Annotated in this window: 15 protein-coding genes; 8 read left to right on the forward strand and 7 right to left on the reverse strand. The window is 63.8% G+C overall.

The window, feature by feature from the left end; all coding sequences use genetic code 11:
• Positions 1–264 precede the first annotated feature (264 nt).
• Positions 265–1,554, forward strand: a complete 1,290-nt coding sequence (gene gltA / locus KVG96_RS16640; protein ID WP_007959044.1) for a citrate synthase — start codon at positions 265–267, stop codon at positions 1,552–1,554.
• Positions 1,555–1,874: 320 nt separating this feature from the next.
• Here gltA and KVG96_RS16645 read toward each other — a convergent pair whose 3' ends face one another.
• The 3 genes from KVG96_RS16645 to KVG96_RS16655 form a co-directional block, all read right to left on the reverse strand.
• The gene (locus KVG96_RS16645) at positions 1,875–3,533 is read right to left on the reverse strand and encodes a cation acetate symporter (RefSeq protein WP_085631178.1); all 1,659 of its coding nucleotides are present in this window, start codon (positions 3,531–3,533) and stop codon (positions 1,875–1,877) included.
• Positions 3,530–3,841 carry a DUF485 domain-containing protein gene (locus tag KVG96_RS16650; RefSeq protein ID WP_217893088.1) on the reverse strand — a complete coding sequence of 104 codons (312 nt, stop codon included), beginning with the start codon at positions 3,839–3,841 and terminating at the stop codon, positions 3,530–3,532. The genes KVG96_RS16645 and KVG96_RS16650 overlap by 4 nt, the downstream gene beginning before the upstream one ends.
• 242 nt (positions 3,842–4,083) lie before the next feature.
• On the reverse strand, positions 4,084–4,935 hold the full coding sequence (locus KVG96_RS16655; protein ID WP_217893089.1) for a glycine betaine ABC transporter substrate-binding protein: 852 nt from the start codon (positions 4,933–4,935) through the stop codon (positions 4,084–4,086).
• A 286-nt stretch (positions 4,936–5,221) separates the two neighbouring features.
• Here KVG96_RS16655 and KVG96_RS16660 point away from each other — a divergent pair, with 286 nt between their 5' ends.
• Entirely contained in the window at positions 5,222–6,817 is a 1,596-nt protein-coding gene (locus tag KVG96_RS16660; protein WP_217893090.1) for a glycoside hydrolase family 17 protein, read from the forward strand.
• Between the two features lie 103 nt (positions 6,818–6,920).
• Here the strand turns inward: KVG96_RS16660 and KVG96_RS16665 are convergent, their stop codons facing one another.
• Positions 6,921–7,289 carry a hypothetical protein gene (locus KVG96_RS16665; RefSeq protein ID WP_217893091.1) on the reverse strand — a complete coding sequence of 123 codons (369 nt, stop codon included), beginning with the start codon at positions 7,287–7,289 and terminating at the stop codon, positions 6,921–6,923.
• Between the two features lie 226 nt (positions 7,290–7,515).
• Between KVG96_RS16665 and KVG96_RS16670 the strand changes: the two genes are divergently transcribed.
• Together KVG96_RS16670 and KVG96_RS16675 are read left to right on the forward strand one after the other, a co-directional pair.
• Positions 7,516–8,814: a serine/threonine protein kinase gene (locus tag KVG96_RS16670; protein ID WP_217893092.1), complete on the forward strand. Its 1,299-nt coding sequence runs from the start codon at positions 7,516–7,518 to the stop codon at positions 8,812–8,814.
• Positions 8,807–9,595 (forward strand): MlaA family lipoprotein, encoded by a 789-nt coding sequence (locus tag KVG96_RS16675; RefSeq protein ID WP_085577754.1) that lies wholly within the window; start codon positions 8,807–8,809, stop codon positions 9,593–9,595. Before KVG96_RS16670 ends, KVG96_RS16675 begins: the two co-directional genes overlap by 8 nt.
• Positions 9,596–9,764: 169 nt before the next feature.
• Here the strand turns inward: KVG96_RS16675 and KVG96_RS16680 are convergent, their stop codons facing one another.
• Positions 9,765–10,679 carry a DUF808 domain-containing protein gene (locus KVG96_RS16680; RefSeq protein WP_217893093.1) on the reverse strand — a complete coding sequence of 305 codons (915 nt, stop codon included), beginning with the start codon at positions 10,677–10,679 and terminating at the stop codon, positions 9,765–9,767.
• A gap of 133 nt (positions 10,680–10,812) precedes the next feature.
• Between KVG96_RS16680 and KVG96_RS16685 the strand changes: the two genes are divergently transcribed.
• Positions 10,813–11,418 carry a TetR/AcrR family transcriptional regulator gene (locus KVG96_RS16685; protein ID WP_217893094.1) on the forward strand — a complete coding sequence of 202 codons (606 nt, stop codon included), beginning with the start codon at positions 10,813–10,815 and terminating at the stop codon, positions 11,416–11,418.
• A gap of 127 nt (positions 11,419–11,545) precedes the next feature.
• On the opposite strand, the gene KVG96_RS16690 is transcribed toward KVG96_RS16685, so the two are convergent.
• Positions 11,546–12,004 carry an REP-associated tyrosine transposase gene (locus KVG96_RS16690; RefSeq protein ID WP_217893095.1) on the reverse strand — a complete coding sequence of 153 codons (459 nt, stop codon included), beginning with the start codon at positions 12,002–12,004 and terminating at the stop codon, positions 11,546–11,548.
• Between the two features lie 189 nt (positions 12,005–12,193).
• On the reverse strand, positions 12,194–12,634 hold the full coding sequence (locus KVG96_RS16695) for a GlcG/HbpS family heme-binding protein (protein WP_217893096.1): 441 nt from the start codon (positions 12,632–12,634) through the stop codon (positions 12,194–12,196).
• A 268-nt stretch (positions 12,635–12,902) separates the two neighbouring features.
• Here KVG96_RS16695 and gcl point away from each other — a divergent pair, with 268 nt between their 5' ends.
• From gcl to KVG96_RS16710, 3 genes are all read left to right on the forward strand, one after another.
• On the forward strand, positions 12,903–14,678 hold the full coding sequence (gene gcl / locus KVG96_RS16700) for a glyoxylate carboligase (protein WP_217893097.1): 1,776 nt from the start codon (positions 12,903–12,905) through the stop codon (positions 14,676–14,678).
• Between the two features lie 131 nt (positions 14,679–14,809).
• The gene (gene hyi, locus KVG96_RS16705; protein WP_217893098.1) at positions 14,810–15,592 is read left to right on the forward strand and encodes a hydroxypyruvate isomerase; all 783 of its coding nucleotides are present in this window, start codon (positions 14,810–14,812) and stop codon (positions 15,590–15,592) included.
• 154 nt (positions 15,593–15,746) lie between these two features.
• Complete coding sequence (locus KVG96_RS16710) at positions 15,747–16,640, forward strand: 2-hydroxy-3-oxopropionate reductase (protein WP_217893099.1); 894 nt, start codon at positions 15,747–15,749, stop codon at positions 16,638–16,640.
• Positions 16,641–16,743 lie beyond the last annotated feature (103 nt).

Genomic DNA, 16,743 nt, shown 5'->3' on the forward strand with positions numbered 1-16,743 from the left:
AAGCAAGCCCAAAAGCCCTTGGCGGTCGGTCGCCGAGTATAGACAGTTAGGCTACTAATGACAACGCAATCACCTACCCCCAATAGCGGATTGCACAACGCCCATAAAAGGCGTAAATGGCAGGCAATTTCGAGGAAAAAGTCTGCTTAAAGCCTTCTGGAGCAAGACTTTAGGCAAATTGACATTCGAATTTATCTCACTATAGTGGTGCGGGCCCTGCGTGGGGGGTCTGTCTGATGATTTCAAGCATAAATAGGAGGCCACATGGCTGACAAAAAAGCGCAGTTGATCATCGAGGGCGCAGCCCCCGTCGAGCTGCCCATTTTAACCGGCACCGTTGGTCCCGATGTTATCGATGTTCGGGGCCTGACGGCCACGGGCCGCTTCACGTTCGACCCAGGCTTCATGTCGACCGCCTCGTGCGAATCGAAGATCACCTACATCGACGGCGACAACGGCATCCTGCTGCACCGCGGCTACCCGATCGAACAGCTGGCCGAAAAGTCGGACTACCTGGAAACCTGCTACCTGCTGCTCAACGGCGAACTGCCGACCGCAGAGCAGAAGGCCCAGTTCGTCGGCACCGTGAAGAACCACACCATGGTTCACGAGCAGCTGAAGACCTTCTTCAACGGCTTCCGCCGCGACGCCCACCCGATGGCCGTCATGTGCGGCGTGGTCGGCGCCCTCTCCGCCTTCTACCACGACTCCCTGGACATCAATAACCCGCAGCATCGCGAAATCTCCGCGATCCGCCTGGTCGCCAAGATGCCGACCCTGGCCGCGATGGTCTACAAGTACTCCATGGGCCAGCCGATGATGTACCCGCGCAACGACCTGTCGTACGCGGAGAACTTCCTGCACATGATGTTCAACACCCCGTGCGAGATCAAACCGATCAGCCCGGTGCTCGCCAAGGCCATGGACCGGATCTTCATCCTCCACGCCGACCACGAGCAGAACGCCTCGACCTCCACCGTGCGTCTGGCCGGCTCTTCGGGCGCCAACCCGTTCGCCTGCATCGCCGCCGGCATCGCCGCGCTGTGGGGCCCTGCCCACGGCGGCGCGAACGAAGCCGTGCTGACCATGCTCGATGAGATCGGCGACGTGTCGAACATCGACAAGTTCATCGCCAAGGCCAAGGACAAGAACGATCCGTTCAAGCTGATGGGCTTCGGTCACCGCGTGTACAAGAACCGCGACCCGCGCGCCACCGTGATGAAGCAGACCTGCGACGAAGTGCTGAAAGAGCTGGGCATCCAGAACGATCCGCAACTCGAGCTGGCCATGCGCCTGGAAGAGATCGCCCTGACCGATCCGTACTTCATCGAGCGCTCGCTGTACCCGAACGTCGACTTCTACTCGGGGATCATCCTCAAGGCGATCGGCATTCCGACCAGCATGTTCACCGTGATCTTCGCCCTGGCCCGCACCGTCGGCTGGATCTCCCACTGGAAGGAAATGCTCTCCAGCCCGTACAAGATCGGCCGTCCGCGCCAGCTGTACACCGGCTACGAGTCGCGTGACATCACCAAGCTGGAAGACCGCAAATAAGACCTGTCTTGCGATAACGTCTTAGGCAGCACCCGAAACGGCCCCCATGCGAATGGGGGCCGTTTTGTTTTCCGGGCCTGGCGTGGGCATCGCACCAGCGCGCCCATCACGATCGCCAGGCCGGCCCCACAAAGGGCCAAGGCGCACACAAACGCTACACAACACCACAAAACCCTGCAGGAGCCAGCCTGCCGGCGATGAGGCCGGCACATCCCCCACAGCCATCGGCCCCTCCCCCCCTCTCTCCCCAACAGCAAAAAAATGCCCCGGTCTCTCGACCGGGGCATTTCACTTGCAGCTCAAGGCTTGCGGCTTGCGGCTTAGTGCGACACCGCCCCGCTCGCCCCCAGCCCCGTCTGCGAACGCACGAACTGCGGGAAGAACAGCGCACGTTCGTTCTCTGCGGCGGCCGACTTGTCGGTGACCGAGAAGAACCAGATGCCGATGAACGCGATGATCATCGAGAACAGCGCCGGGTACTCGTACGGGAAGATCGCCTTCTCGTTGTGCAGGATCTGCACCCAGATGGTCGGGCCGAGGATCATCAGGCCCACCGCGCTGACCAGCCCCAGCCAGCCGCCGATCATGGCGCCGCGGGTGGTGAGGCGCTTCCAGTACATCGAAAGCAGCAACACCGGGAAGTTGCAGCTGGCCGCGATGGAGAACGCCAGGCCGACCATGAACGCGATGTTCTGGCTTTCGAACAGGATGCCCAGGCCGATGGCCAGGATGCCCAGGGTCACGGTGGTGATCTTCGAGACGCGGATCTCGTCCTTCTCGTTGGCCTTGCCCTTCTTGATCACGCTGGCGTACAGGTCATGGGACACCGCCGATGCGCCGGCCAGGGTCAGGCCCGCCACCACCGCCAGGATGGTCGCGAACGCCACCGCCGAGATGAAGCCCAGGAACACGCTGCCGCCCACGGCGTTGGCCAGGTGCACCGCCGCCATGTTGTTGCCGCCGAGCAGCGCGCCCGCCGCGTCCTTGAACGCCGGGTTGGTGCTGACCAAAAGGATCGCGCCGAAACCGATGATGAAGGTCAGGATGTAGAAGTAGCCGATGAAGCCGGTGGCGTACAGCACGCTCTTGCGCGCTTCCTTGGCGTCGCTCACGGTGAAGAAGCGCATCAGGATGTGCGGCAGGCCGGCGGTGCCGAACATCAGCGCCAGGCCGAGGGAGAACGCCGAGATCGGATCCTTCACCAGGCCGCCCGGGCTCATGATCGCCTCACCCTTGGCGTGGACCTTCACCGCCTCGGAGAACAGGGTGTTGAAGTCGAAGTTGACGTACTTCATCACCATCAGCGCCATGAACGAGGCGCCGGACAGCAGCAGCACCGCCTTGATGATCTGCACCCAGGTGGTGGCCAGCATGCCGCCGAACAGCACGTACAGGCACATCAGGATACCGACCAGGATCACCGCGACGTGGTAGTCGAGGCCGAACAGCAGCTGGATCAGCTTGCCGGCGCCGACCATCTGCGCGATCAGGTAGAACGCCACCACCACCAGCGAACCGCAGGCCGACAGCGTGCGGATCTGGGTCTGGCCCAGGCGATAGGACGCCACGTCGGCAAAGGTGTACTTGCCCAGGTTGCGCAGGCGCTCGGCGATCAGGAACAGGATGATCGGCCAGCCCACCAAAAAGCCGATCGAGTAGATCAGGCCGTCGTAACCGGAGGTGAACACCAGCGCGGAAATCCCCAGGAAGGACGCCGCCGACATGTAGTCGCCGGCAATCGCCAGGCCGTTCTGGAAACCGGTGATCTTGCCGCCGGCGGCATAGTAGTCGGCCGCCGACTTGTTGCGCTTGGACGCCCAGTAGGTGATGCACAGGGTCGCGCCGACGAACACCACGAACATGACGATCGCGGAGACGTTGAGCGGTTGCTTGTGGACTTCGCCGGTCAGGGCGTCGGCGGCCCAGACGGCCGGCGCGAATGCAGAGATGCTCAGAAGAGCCAGTAGACGCCGGATCATTGCTGAGCCTCCTTGAGGATCGCGTTGTTCAGGTCGTCGAACTCGCCGTTGGCGCGACGCACGTAGATGCCGGTCAGGATGAAGGCCGAGACGATCAGCCCGACGCCGATGGGGATGCCCCAGGTGATGGACGAGCCGGCGCTGATCTTGGCGCCGAGCACCTGCGGCCCGTAGGCGATGAGCAGGATGAAGCCGGAGTAGAGCCCTAGCATGATCGCCGAGAGTATCCAGGCGAACCGTTCCCTTTTCTTCACCAGCTCCTTGAAGCGCGGGCTGTTCTGAATCGAGAGGTAAATGCTGTCGTTCATTGTTGTTATCCTCGCAGCACAGATTTTTATTTTTGGAACATATCCACTGTATGCGGCTGCGGGAGCGCTTCCAGACGACCTTAGTAGTAGAACGGCATGGCGATTTCGCCAATCTCAAGCACATGAAAACGACTGTGGGAGCGAGCCTGCTCGCGATAGCGCGGCATCAGTCGACGGATGAGTCAACTGACAGAACGCAATCGCGAGCAGGCTCGCTCCCACAGGGGCAAGCAACAGACCGATTATTTAGTCCAGTCGGCCACGCGCTCCGGGTGCTTGGCCACCCAGTCCTTGGCCGCCGCCTCAGGCTTGGCGCCGTCCTGGATCGCCAGCATGACCTGGCCGATCTCGTCCTTCGACGCCCACTGGAAGTTCTTCAGGAACTTGGCGACTTCCGGCGCCTTGGCGTCCAGTTCCTTGCTGCCGATGCTGTTCACGGTCTCGGCCGCGCCGTACACGCCTTTCGGGTCTTCGAGGAAGCGCAGCTTCCACTTGGCGAACATCCAGTGCGGCACCCAGCCGGTCACGGCGATGGATTCGTTCTTCTTCTCGGCACGGGTCAGCTCGGCGATCATGCCGGCGCCGGAACTGGCCTTGAGCTGATAGCCGGTCAGGTCGTAGTCCTTGATGGCCTGATCGGTCTTGAGCATCACGCCTGAGCCGGCGTCGATGCCGACGATGCGCTTCTTGAAGCTGTCGTCGGTCTTCAGGTCTTCGATGGACTTGGCCTTCACGTATTCCGGCACGATCAGGCCGATCTTCGCGTCCTTGAAGTTGGGGCCGTAGTCGACGACCTGATCCTTGTTCTTGGCCCAGTATTCGCCGTGGGTCACCGGCAGCCAGGCCGAGAGCATGGCATCGAGCTTGCCGGTGGCCACGCCCTGCCACATGATCCCGGTGGCGACGGCCTGCAGCTTCACGTCATAGCCGAGTTTCTGCTTGATCACCTCGGCCGCCACGTGGGTGGTCGCGACGCTGTCGGACCAGCCGTCAACGTAACCGATGTTCAGGGTCTTGGTTTCAGCGTTGGCCAGAGTCGCGCCCATCGCAAGCGCCAGGGCGGCACCTGCGGCTAAAAGTCGTCGCATCTTCATCGTTACTTCCCCGAAATGCTGCGTCCGACGGATGCCGGACGGCGTCAACGTATTGTTATGGTGCACGGCGCCCCCATCACGCCTGACCGCAAACTCGTACGAACATCAGCGGAGCACTGACGGCTTCGATCATCAACCCGGCGCCCCGTGCGACCTGCTCTGCCAGCGACCTCGACGCAACGAGAAACGACATCAGAAGGCCATTAAGCCGGCGCCGCAAAAACGTCTCGTGCAAACCGCCCGAACCTTGCATGCCAGAGCCCCGCAACCTGCAACCCGGGCCCGAATGCAGGTAACATGCGTCGCTTTGCAGCCACTCGGCCCGACCATGTCCGCGACGTCCCGTTTCCCGATCGTTCCTTATCTGTGCGCCTGCCTGCTCGGCCTGCTCGCCCTCTGCGGCTTCTGGTACGGCGCGGGCAAACCGGCAGCCCTGCCGGACGCCGCCAGCGCGACCCACAAGCTGCAATGCGCCTCCTACACGCCGTTCGACAAAGACCAGTCGCCGTTCGACGTGCCGTTCAAGCTGCGCCCGGAGCGCATGGACGCCGACCTCGCCCTGCTCGCCACCCGCTTCCAGTGCATCCGCACCTATTCCATGACCGGCCTCGAAGCCCTGCCGGAGCTGGCGCGCAAGCACGGCCTGAAGCTGATGATCGGCGCCTGGGTCAACAGCAACCCGGTGGACACCGAAAAGGAAGTCGATCTGCTGATCGCCTCGGCCAACGCCAACCCCGACGTGGTCAGCGCGGTAATCGTCGGCAACGAAGCGCTGCTGCGCAAGGAAGTCACCGGGGCCCAGCTCGCGCGGCTGATCAACAAGGTAAAGGGCCAGATCAAGCAACCGGTGACCTACGCCGATGTCTGGGAGTTCTGGCTCAAGCACCCGGAGGTCGCGCCGGCGGTGGATTTCCTGACCATCCATTTGCTGCCGTACTGGGAGGACGAGCCGTCGAACATCGACGCCGCCCTGCAGCATGTGGCGGATGTGCGCCAGGTGTTCGGCAACAAGTTCGCGCCCAAGGACGTGCTGATCGGCGAGACCGGCTGGCCGAGCGAGGGGCGCCAGCGCGAGACCGCCGTGCCGAGCCGGGTCAACGAGGCCAGGTTCATCCGCGGCTTTGTCGCGATGGCCGAAAAGGAAGGCTGGCACTACAACCTGATCGAGGCCTTCGACCAGCCGTGGAAGCGTGCGAGCGAAGGCGCGGTGGGCGGTTACTGGGGGCTGTTCGATGCCGATCGCCAGGACAAGGGCGTGCTGGAGGGGCCGGTGACCAACGTCCCTTACTGGAAGCACTGGCTGGCGGCGGGCGGGCTGGTGTTGTTGGGCACGCTGATCCTCGGCGGGCGCGTGCGCAGCACCCGGGCGGCCCTGGTGCTGCCTTTGCTGGGGGCGCTGGCGGCCTGCTCCCTCGGCGCCTGGGGCGACCTGGCGCAGGTGACGGCACGGTTCGCCGGCGAATGGCTGTGGGTCGGCTTGCTGGCCGGGCTGAACCTGTTGGTCCTCGCCCACGCCACGCTGAGCCTGAGCGCCCGCGAGGGCTGGCGCGGGCGTTGGTTCGACGCGCTGGAGCGCCGCGCCGGCTGGCTGGTGGCGGCCGCCGGTTTCGCGGCGGCGGTGATGATGCTGGAACTGGTGTTCGACCCGCGCTACCGCAGCTTCCCCAGCGCCGCGCTCGTGGTGCCGGCGCTGGTGTACCTGTGCCGCCCGGTGCGTGTGCCGCGCCGCGAAATCGCCCTGCTGACGTTCATCGTCGGTGCCGGCATCGCCCCGCAGCTGTTCCGTGAAGGGCTGCAGAACCAGCAAGCTTGGGGTTGGGCGCTGGTCAGCGGGTTGATGGTCGTTGCATTGTGGCGGTGCCTGCGGGTTCGCCAGGGCTGAGCTTCGGCGCCTTCAACAGCCTCATCGCGAGCAGGCTCGCTCCTACACCGGATCGAGATTCCCACAACAATTCTTGTGGGGGCTAGCCTGCTGGCGGGACACTTCAGGCGCTGCGGGGCTCCCGGACCAGCCGCAGCCCGGCGATCACCACCGCGAACACCGCCAGCGTCGTGTTGTACAGCGCCAGCGCCGGCAGCCCGAACGCCAGCGCCAGCACCGCCAGCCACCACCCTGCCCGCCCCGGCAGGACGAACCCGGCCAGCGCCGCCGCGACGGCCGCCCAGCCCAACGCCTTGAAGTGAATCATCAGGCCCAGGTTCGAGCGCACCTGGCATTCCCAACGGCCCGCCTCGTCGGCACAGATGCCGACCCATTGCCCGTCCTCCATGAAGCCGTAACGCGCGGCATAACTGGCGGCGAACCACAACGGCAGCAGAACGAGCAGCGACAGCACCGGCAGGCGGCGGGACATGGAACACTCCAATCAACAAAAAACCGGCGGCCAGCTTAATCCGCCGGCCATCTTATGCAAGGGCTAACAACACTTAACTGGCCTTCCCGTCGGCCCGGCGTGTATCGTCCGGCTACCATTACCCCGAATTCCGTCCGCTTGGTCGCAGAGCGTGGCACTTTGACGCAAATCCAGTGGTCATAGCCTGCGAACCTCATTCGGCACCTTCCTTTTAAGGGATCCAGTCATGCTCCGTTCCTTGCGCTTCGCCGCCCTGTTAGGCGGCCTTATCCTGAGTGCGTCCGCGCCGGCGGCGGACATCGACGCCGCCAGCTATGGCTACCCCTTGACCAACCCGTTCGAAGCGACCATCGCCACCACCCCGCCGGACCTGCGCCCGGACCTGCCGTCGGACGACGACATCCGCCAGTCCGACCGCAGTGTCACCCTGCGCCCCGAACGCGAGTTCATCCTGCCGGACAACTTCTGGCCGGTGAAGAAACTCACCTACCGCATCGCCACCCAGGACAAGGCCGCGCCGCTGATCTTCCTGATCGCCGGCACCGGCGCGCGCTACGACAGCACCCTCAACGAGTACCTCAAGAAGCTTTACTACAAGGCCGGTTACCACGTGGTGCAGTTGTCGTCGCCGACCAGCTTCGATTTCATGAGCGCCGCCTCGCGCTTCGCCACCCCCGGCGTGACCAAGGAAGACGCCGAAGACATGTACCGGGTGATGCAGGCCGTGCGGGCGCAGAACCCGAAAGTGCCGGTCACCGACTACTATCTGAGCGGCTACAGCCTCGGCGCGCTGGACGCCGCCTTCGTCGCCCACCTGGACGAAACCCGGCGCAGCTTCAACTTCAAGAAAGTCTTGCTGCTCAACCCGCCGGTCAACCTCTACACCTCGGTGACCAACCTCGACAAACTGGTGCAGACCGAGGTCAAGGGCATCAACAACAGCACCACGTTCTATGAGCTGGTGCTGGGCAAGCTGACCCGCTACTTCCAGCAGAAGGGCTACATCGACCTCAACGACGCCCTGCTCTACGACTTCCAGCAGTCCAAGCAGCACTTGAGCAACGAGCAGATGGCGATGCTGATCGGCACCTCGTTCCGCTTCTCGGCGGCGGACATCGCGTTCACCTCGGACCTGATCAACCGTCGCGGCCTGATCACTCCGCCCAAGTTCCCCATCACCGAAGGCACCAGCCTGACGCCGTTCCTCAAGCGTGCGCTGCAATGCGACTTCGACTGCTACATCACCGAACAGGTGATCCCGATGTGGCGGGCCCGCACCGACGGCGGCAGCGTGCTGCAACTGATCGACCAGGTCAGCCTGTACGCGCTCAAGGACTACCTGCACGACAGCCCGAAAATCGCCGTGATGCACAACGCCGACGACGTGATCCTCGGCCCCGGCGACCTCGGGTTCCTGCGCAGAACCTTCGGCGACCGCCTGACCGTTTACCCGCTGGGCGGCCATTGCGGCAACCTTAACTACCGCGTCAACAGCGACGCCATGCTGGAGTTCTTCCGTGGCTAAATATCTTCTGCTGACCGCAGCGCTCCTCTGCGCAGGCATGGCCCAGGCCGACAACAGCAAGGCCAACGCACCGGTGGTGGTCGACAGCGACGGCTTCAAGGAGCCGCTGTCGAAACTCAAGTTCAACCCAGGCCTGGACCAGCGCGAGTTCGAGCGCTCGACGCTCAGCGCGCTGAACGTCTACGACCCGCTGGAGGAATGGAACCGCCGGGTCTACCACTTCAACTACCGCTTCGACCAATGGGTGTTCCTGCCGGTGGTCGACGGTTACCGCTACATCACGCCGGGCTTTGTGCGCACCGGCGTCAGCAACTTCTTCAACAACCTGGGCGACGTGCCGAACCTGATGAACAGCCTGCTGCAGTTCAAGGGCAAGCGCTCGATGGAGATCACCGCCCGCCTGCTGCTCAACACCACCATCGGCATCGCCGGCCTGTGGGATCCGGCCACCGCCATGGGCCTGCAGCGCCAGAGCGAAGACTTCGGCCAGACCCTGGGCTTCTACGGTGTGCCGGGCGGCGCCTACTTCGTGCTGCCGATCCTGGGCCCGTCGAACCTGCGCGACACCGCCGGCCTGGCCGTGGACTTCAGCGCGGAGTCGGCGATCAACTTCCTCAACGTCTCCCAGGTCAGCGAAAACCATCCGGAAATCTGGGCGTTGCGCGCCGTCGACAAGCGCTACCAGACCCGCTTCCGCTACGGCCAGATGAACTCGCCGTTCGAGTACGAGAAGGTGCGCTACGTGTACACCGAATCGCGCAAGCTGCAGATCGCCGAGTAACGTCGGCGGCAACGAAAAAGGGCCATCCGACTCGCATCGGATGGCCCTTTTTCATGTCACTCAACCCTGTAGCAGCCAGCCTGCTGGCGATGAGGCCATGTCATTCGCCCAGGCCCGGGCTAACACACCGCCATCGCCGGCAGACCGGCCCCCCACAGAGGTCAGGCGATCAGCCCTTGATCGCCCGCCAGAGCTTGCCGACCACCGAAACCGCCGCCAGCACCACCGCGCCCGCGACGATCCCCGCCGCGCCGTTCAACAGCAGCGGCACCGCGAACCCGGCGCCGCCGGCCGCCGCGCCCACGCTTTCGATCCAGTGATGCACCGCCGGCACGCCGTGGGTCAGGATGCCGCCGCCGACCAGGAACATCGCCGCCGTGCCGATCACCGACAGGCCTTTCATCATGTACGGCGCCGCACGCAGGATGCCGTTGCCGACGGTCTTGGCCATCTGCGCAGGCTTGCGGGTCAGCCACAGGCCCAGGTCGTCGAGCTTGACGATGCCGGCCACCAGGCCGTATACGCCCACGGTCATGACCACGGCGATGCCCGACATCACGATCACCTGCTGGGTCAGCGAGGCGTCGGCGACGGTGCCGAGGGTGATGGCGATGATTTCCGCCGAGAGGATGAAGTCGGTGCGGATCGCGCCCTTGATCTTGTCCTTCTCGTAGGCCACCAGGTCGGTTGCCGGGTTGGCCACGGCCTCCGCCAACTGCGCGTGCCCGGCTTCGTCCTCGGCCTCGCTGTGCAGGAACTTGTGCGCCAGCTTCTCGAAACCCTCGAAACACAGGTACGCGCCGCCGACCATCAGCAGCGGCGTCACCAGCCACGGCACGAACGCACTGATCGCCAGCGCCGACGGCACCAGGATCAGCTTGTTGACGAACGAGCCCTTGGCCACCGCCCACACCACGGGGATTTCCCGCTCGGCCCGCACGCCGGAGACTTGCTGGGCATTGAGTGCCAGATCGTCGCCGAGCACCCCGGCGGTCTTCTTGGCGGCCATCTTGCTCATCAGCGCCACATCGTCCAGCACGGTGGCGATGTCATCGATGAGCACCAGCAGACTGCTTCCTGCCATGAATCATGTTTCCTTTTGTGAATAATGCTGCGCAGCATACGCGACCGCAGGCCACACGGGGCATTGTTGAGCGCCGCGCGAGGCCGGTGCTACCATGCGCAACCGCCAGAACAGGCAAGGAACCACCGGGTTTATGAGCACAATCCGCGAGCGCAACAAAGAACTGATCCTGCGTGCCGCCAGTGAGGAATTCGCCGACAAGGGCTTCGCGGCGACCAAAACCAGCGACATCGCCGCCAAGGCGGGACTGCCCAAGCCCAACGTCTACTACTACTTCAAGTCCAAGGAAAACCTCTACCGCGAGGTGCTCGAAAGCATCATCGTGCCGATCCTCCAGGCCTCGACCCCGTTCAACCCGGACGGCGTGCCCAGCGAAGTGCTCAGCGGCTACATCCGCTCCAAGATCCGCATCTCCCGCGACCTGCCCTTCGCCTCCAAGGTGTTCGCCAGCGAAATCATGCACGGCGCCCCGCACCTGAGCGCCGACCTGGTCGAGCAGCTCAACGGCCAGGCCAGGCACAACATCGACTGCATCCAGACCTGGATCGACCGCGGCCAGATCGCCCCGGTCGACCCCAACCACCTGATGTTCAGCATCTGGGCCGCGACCCAGACCTACGCCGACTTCGACTGGCAGATCTCCGCCGTGACCGGCAAGGACAAGCTCGACGAAGCCGACTATGAAGCGGCGGCGCAGACGATCATCCGGCTGGTGCTCAAGGGGTGCGAGCCGGACTGACAGCGCGCGGCGGCCGCATCGCTGGCAAGCCAGCTCCCACAGATCCCAGTGTTGAACCCAGATCCTGCGAGTGACACAAATCCTGTGGGAGCTGGCTTGCCAGCGATAGAGGCAAACCGGTTTCAGCTCAAACCCAAATGGCATCCCACAGCGGATAGTCGCCAAGGCTCTCCACCAACCTTGCCCGCAACGGGTTGGCGACGACATACCGCGCCATCTTCACAAGATCGTCCTCCCGTCTCAGTGCCCGGTCGTGAAAGCCCTGCTGCCAAAGTGATCCATTTCTGCCGCTGGAAAGATTCACCTCCCGGGTAGCCAATGACTTGGTTTCCCGCATCAGCCTTCTGAGCGAACAGTTTTCCAGCTCCACCAGCCAATGAAAGTGATCAGGCATGACGACCCATGCCAGAGAACTCGCCATCCCGATCGTTTGTGCCCGGCGAAACTGCTGAACCACCAGTCTGCCCAAGGCGACATCGGCAAAGACGGGCTCGCGGTCAAGTGTGTTGGCGGTCAGCAGGTAGATGCGGTTGGGCTCGGCATAGCGGCCCGTTCGCAGACGATGTGAAGCTGGAAGATCCGGCAATCCATTGCCCCTTCATGGTGGATTCCTCGGAAGGCTAGATCTTGGCGACCCGACTTGCAGGGCCGTCTTTTGTCTGGATGTGTCAATGAGGTCGCCATCGCTGGCAAGCCAGCTCCCACAGGTTCGTGAGCGACACAAAACTTGCGGGAGCCGGCTTGTCGGTGATGACGGTCGATCAGACACCGTCGATCAGGAGGCTACTCCCGCATCCGCCCGCAGGTCCAGCGCCTCGACGGCCTTGATCGCCACCTGCTCGTCCACATCCGACAAATCGCCGCTGATGCCGATCGCGCCCAGCACGTTGCCGGCCTGATCGCGGATCAGCACGCCGCCCGGCGCGGGCACCACGCTGCCCTGCCCCATGCTGTTGAGCGCGGCGATGAAGGCCGGGCGCTGCTGGGCGTCGAGCGCCAGCAGGCGCGACCCCTTGCCCAGGGCGATGGCGCCCCAGGCCTTGCCGATGGCGATGTCCGGACGCAGCAGGCTTGCGCCGTCCTCACGCTGCAGGGTGACCAGATGCCCGCCGGCGTCGAGCACCGCGACAGTCAGCGGCGCGGCGGAGATCGCCCGCCCTGCGCCGATGGCTTCGTTGACCAGATTGACTGCGGTTTTCAAGGTTAAAGCGCTCATGGTGCCGTCCTCATTTTGTTATTGGGAAAGCCGTTGGGCTGCGCGCTTGTGCCGCAGCCCGATGCCACAAATAGAACACAATGAATAATTTATTTGTATACAATAATTCTCGAAAATCGCCACATGCGACGAAAAGCCACAGCAGAAGTGGCTTCCGACGAATGAAACGGGTGCTTGAGAAAATGGATTGACCTGTATCGCTCGCCGTGAATACACTCTGCGCAAAGCCACTTGTATACAATTACAAAACGTAAAGAGGCACAAAACCATGAGCAAAATGAGAGCAATCGAAGCCGCCGTTCTGGTGATGCGCCGCGAAGGGGTCGATACCGCTTTTGGCATTCCGGGCGCTGCGATCAACCCGTTGTATTCCGCCCTGCAGAAGGTCGGCGGCATCGATCACGTCCTCGCCCGCCACGTCGAGGGCGCCTCGCACATGGCCGAGGGCTACACCCGCACCAAGGCCGGCAACATCGGCGTGTGCATCGGCACCTCCGGCCCCGCCGGCACCGACATGGTCACCGGCCTGTACAGCGCCTCCGCCGACTCGATCCCGATCCTCTGCATCACCGGGCAAGCGCCCCGCGCCCGCCTGCACAAGGAAGACTTCCAGGCCGTCGACATCACCAGCATCGTCAAGCCGGTGACCAAGTGGGCGACCACGGTCCTGGAGCCGGGCCAGGTGCCTTACGCGTTCCAGAAGGCCTTCTACGAAATGCGCTCCGGCCGTCCGGGCCCGGTGCTGATCGACCTGCCGTTCGATGTGCAGATGGCCGAAATCGAATTCGACATCGACGCCTATCAGCCGCTGCCGCTGCTCAAGCCGAGCGCCACCCGCGTGCAGGCCGAGAAGGCGCTGGCCCTGCTCGACCAGGCCGAGCGTCCGTTGCTGGTGGCCGGCGGCGGCATCATCAACGCCGACGCCAGCGAACTGCTGGTGGAGTTCGCCGAGCTGACCGGCATTCCGGTGATCCCGACCCTGATGGGCTGGGGCACCATCCCGGACGACCACCCGCTGATGGTGGGCATGGTCGGCCTGCAGACCTCGCACCGTTACGGCAACGCGACGATGCTCAAGTCCGACGCGGTGCTGGGCATCGGCAACCGCTGGGCCAACCGCCACACCGGTTCGGTGGACGTCTACACCGAAGGCCGCAAATTCATCCACGTCGACATCGAGCCGACCCAGATCGGCCGCGTGTTCACCCCGGACCTGGGCATCGTCTCCGACGCCGCCAGCGCGCTGACCGTGTTCATCGAAGTCGCCCGCGAGTGGCAAGCCGCCGGCAAGCTGAAGAACCGCAGCGCCTGGCTGCAAGATTGCCAGCAGCGCAAGGCCAGCCTGCAGCGCAAGACCCACTTCGACAACGTGCCGGTCAAGCCGCAGCGCGTTTACGAGGAAATGAACCAGGTGTTCGGCAAGGACACCTGCTACGTCAGCACCATCGGCCTGTCGCAGATCGCCGGCGCGCAGTTCCTGCACGTCTACAAGCCGCGGCACTGGATCAACTGCGGCCAGGCCGGCCCGTTGGGCTGGACCATCCCGGCGGCGCTGGGCGTGGTGAAGGCCGATCCGAACCGTAAAGTCGTGGCCCTGTCGGGGGACTATGACTTCCAGTTCATGATCGAGGAGCTGGCGGTCGGCGCTCAGTTCAAACTGCCTTACATCCACGTCGTGGTGAACAACTCGTACCTGGGGCTGATCCGTCAGGCCCAGCGCGGGTTCGATATGGACTATTGCGTGCAGCTGTCCTTCGATAACCTGAACTCGCCGGAGCTCAACGGTTACGGCGTCGACCACGTCGCGGTCGCCGAAGGCCTCGGCTGCAAGGCCCTGCGCGTGTTCGAACCGGCCGGCATCGCCCCTGCCCTGCGCCAGGCCGAACAGTTGATCGAGGAGTTCAAGGTGCCGGTGATCGTCGAGGTCATCCTGGAGCGTGTGACCAACATCTCCATGGGGACCGAGATCAACGCCGTCAACGAATTCGAAGACCTGGCGCTGGTCGGCAACGATGCGCCGACGGCGATCTCGCTGCTCGATTGACCGCTTTCCCGGTAGGAGCGAGCCTGCTCGCGATGAGGCCGGCACATCCGACATGGATGTTGTCCGGGCCATCGCTATCGCCAGCAGGCTGGCTCCCACAGGGAACCTGCACATACTTAAGGGAGACCACCATGCCGCGTTTCGCAGCCAACCTGTCCATGCTGTTCACCGAACAGGATTTCCTTGCCCGTTTCGATGCCGCCGCCAAGGCCGGCTTCAGCGGCGTCGAATACCTGTTCCCCTATGATTTCAGCTCGGCCGACATCAAAGCCAGGCTCGACGCCAACGGCCTGACCCAAGTGCTGTTCAACCTGCCGGCCGGCGACTGGGCCAAAGGCGAGCGCGGCATCGCGTGCCTGCCGGACCGGGTCGAGGAATTCCGCGCCGGGGTCGACCTGGCCATCGCCTACGCCCAGGTGCTGGGCAACACCCAGGTCAACTGCCTGGCCGGCATCCGCCCGCAGGGCGTGGACGACGCCACCGTGGAAAAGACCTTCGTCGCCAACCTCAAGTACGCGGCCGACAAGCTGCAGGCGGCGGGCATCAAGCTGGTGATGGAAGCGATCAACACCCGCGACATCCCGGGCTTCTACCTGAACAACACCGCGCAGGCCCTGTCGATCCGCGAGCAGGTCGGCAGCGCCAACCTGTTCCTGCAGTACGACATCTACCACATGCAGATCATGGAAGGCGACCTGGCCCGCACCCTGCAATCGCACCTGGACGAGATCAACCATGTGCAACTGGCGGACAACCCCGGCCGCCACGAGCCGGGCACCGGCGAGATCAACTACCGCTTCCTGTTCGAACACCTGGACCGCATCGGCTACCAGGGCTGGGTCGGCTGCGAATACAAGCCGCTGACCACCACGGAAGCGGGCCTGGGCTGGCTCAAGACCCACAACGCGATCTGACGCATTTCCCCTGTAGGAGCGAGCCTGCTCGCGATGAGGCCGGCACATGCAACAACCGCGCTGCCTGAAACACCGCTATCGCGAGCAGGCTCGCTCCTACAGAAAAGCAAGTCCCTATTTCGCTTGAGCAAGACAAAAACAAGAGGATTTTCTCATGGCTAAAATCGGATTCATCGGCACCGGCATCATGGGCCACCCAATGGCGGCGAACCTGCAGAAAGCCGGTCACAGCCTGTTCCTGTCGGCGCACCACGACGCCGCACCCGCCGACCTGGTGGCCGCAGGCGCCGTCGCCCTGGCCAACCCGAAGGAAGTGGCCCAGGAAGCCGAATTCATCATCATCATGGTGCCGGACACCCCGCAGGTCGAGGACGTGCTGTTGCGCGCCGACGGCGTCGCGGCCGGCATCGGCAAGGGCAAGGTGGTCATCGACATGAGCTCGATCTCGCCGACCGCCACCAAGGCCTTCGCCGCGAAGATCAACGAGAAAGGCGCGCAGTACCTCGACGCACCGGTGTCCGGTGGCGAAGTCGGCGCCAAGGCCGCGACCCTGAGCATCATGGTCGGCGGCGAAGGCGATGCGTTCGAGCGCGCCCTGCCGCTGTTCCAGGCCATGGGCAAGAACATCACCCTGGTCGGCGGCAACGGCGACGGCCAGACCGCCAAGGTCGCCAACCAGATCATTGTGGCCCTGAACATCCAGGCCGTGGCCGAAGCGCTGCTGTTCGCCGCCAAGAACGGCGCCGACCCGGCCAAGGTGCGCGAAGCGCTGATGGGCGGCTTCGCCTCCTCCAGGATCCTGGAAGTCCACGGCGAGCGCATGATCAAGGGCACCTTCGATCCGGGCTTCCGCATCAGCCTGCACCAGAAGGACCTGAACCTGGCCCTGCAAGGCGCCAAGGAGCTGTCGATCAACCTGCCGAACACCGCCAACGCCCAGCAAGTGTTCAGCACCTGCGCGGCCATCGGCGGCAGCAACTGGGACCACTCGGCGCTGATCAAGGGCCTGGAGCACATGGCCAACTTCTCGATCCGCGACAAGAAGTGATCCCTGCCTGAACCTGTAGGAGCCGGCCTGCTGGCGATGGGATCGGCGCGGTGTGTCTGACCGACCGCTGCGCCTGAATCGCTGGCAAGCCAGCTCCCACAGG

This window comes from Pseudomonas ekonensis, assembly GCF_019145435.1.
GTDB classification, from domain to species: Bacteria; Pseudomonadota; Gammaproteobacteria; order Pseudomonadales; family Pseudomonadaceae; genus Aquipseudomonas; species Aquipseudomonas ekonensis.

What these genes read in the sequence shown, in the direction of transcription:
- KVG96_RS16670 (WP_217893092.1), top strand. Translation starts at nt 7,516, where the DNA reads ATGCTCCGTTCCTTGCGCTTCGCCGCCCTGTTAGGCGGCCTTATCCTG.
- gltA (WP_007959044.1), top strand. Translation starts at nt 265, where the DNA reads ATGGCTGACAAAAAAGCGCAGTTGATCATCGAGGGCGCAGCCCCCGTC.
- KVG96_RS16685 (WP_217893094.1), top strand. Translation starts at nt 10,813, where the DNA reads ATGAGCACAATCCGCGAGCGCAACAAAGAACTGATCCTGCGTGCCGCC.
- KVG96_RS16695 (WP_217893096.1), bottom strand. Translation starts at nt 12,634, where the DNA reads ATGAGCGCTTTAACCTTGAAAACCGCAGTCAATCTGGTCAACGAAGCC.
- gcl (WP_217893097.1), top strand. Translation starts at nt 12,903, where the DNA reads ATGAGCAAAATGAGAGCAATCGAAGCCGCCGTTCTGGTGATGCGCCGC.
- KVG96_RS16660 (WP_217893090.1), top strand. Translation starts at nt 5,222, where the DNA reads ATGCAGGTAACATGCGTCGCTTTGCAGCCACTCGGCCCGACCATGTCC.
- hyi (WP_217893098.1), top strand. Translation starts at nt 14,810, where the DNA reads ATGCCGCGTTTCGCAGCCAACCTGTCCATGCTGTTCACCGAACAGGAT.
- KVG96_RS16665 (WP_217893091.1), bottom strand. Translation starts at nt 7,289, where the DNA reads ATGTCCCGCCGCCTGCCGGTGCTGTCGCTGCTCGTTCTGCTGCCGTTG.
- KVG96_RS16710 (WP_217893099.1), top strand. Translation starts at nt 15,747, where the DNA reads ATGGCTAAAATCGGATTCATCGGCACCGGCATCATGGGCCACCCAATG.
- KVG96_RS16650 (WP_217893088.1), bottom strand. Translation starts at nt 3,841, where the DNA reads ATGAACGACAGCATTTACCTCTCGATTCAGAACAGCCCGCGCTTCAAG.
- KVG96_RS16655 (WP_217893089.1), bottom strand. Translation starts at nt 4,935, where the DNA reads ATGAAGATGCGACGACTTTTAGCCGCAGGTGCCGCCCTGGCGCTTGCG.
- KVG96_RS16645 (WP_085631178.1), bottom strand. Translation starts at nt 3,533, where the DNA reads ATGATCCGGCGTCTACTGGCTCTTCTGAGCATCTCTGCATTCGCGCCG.
- KVG96_RS16680 (WP_217893093.1), bottom strand. Translation starts at nt 10,679, where the DNA reads ATGGCAGGAAGCAGTCTGCTGGTGCTCATCGATGACATCGCCACCGTG.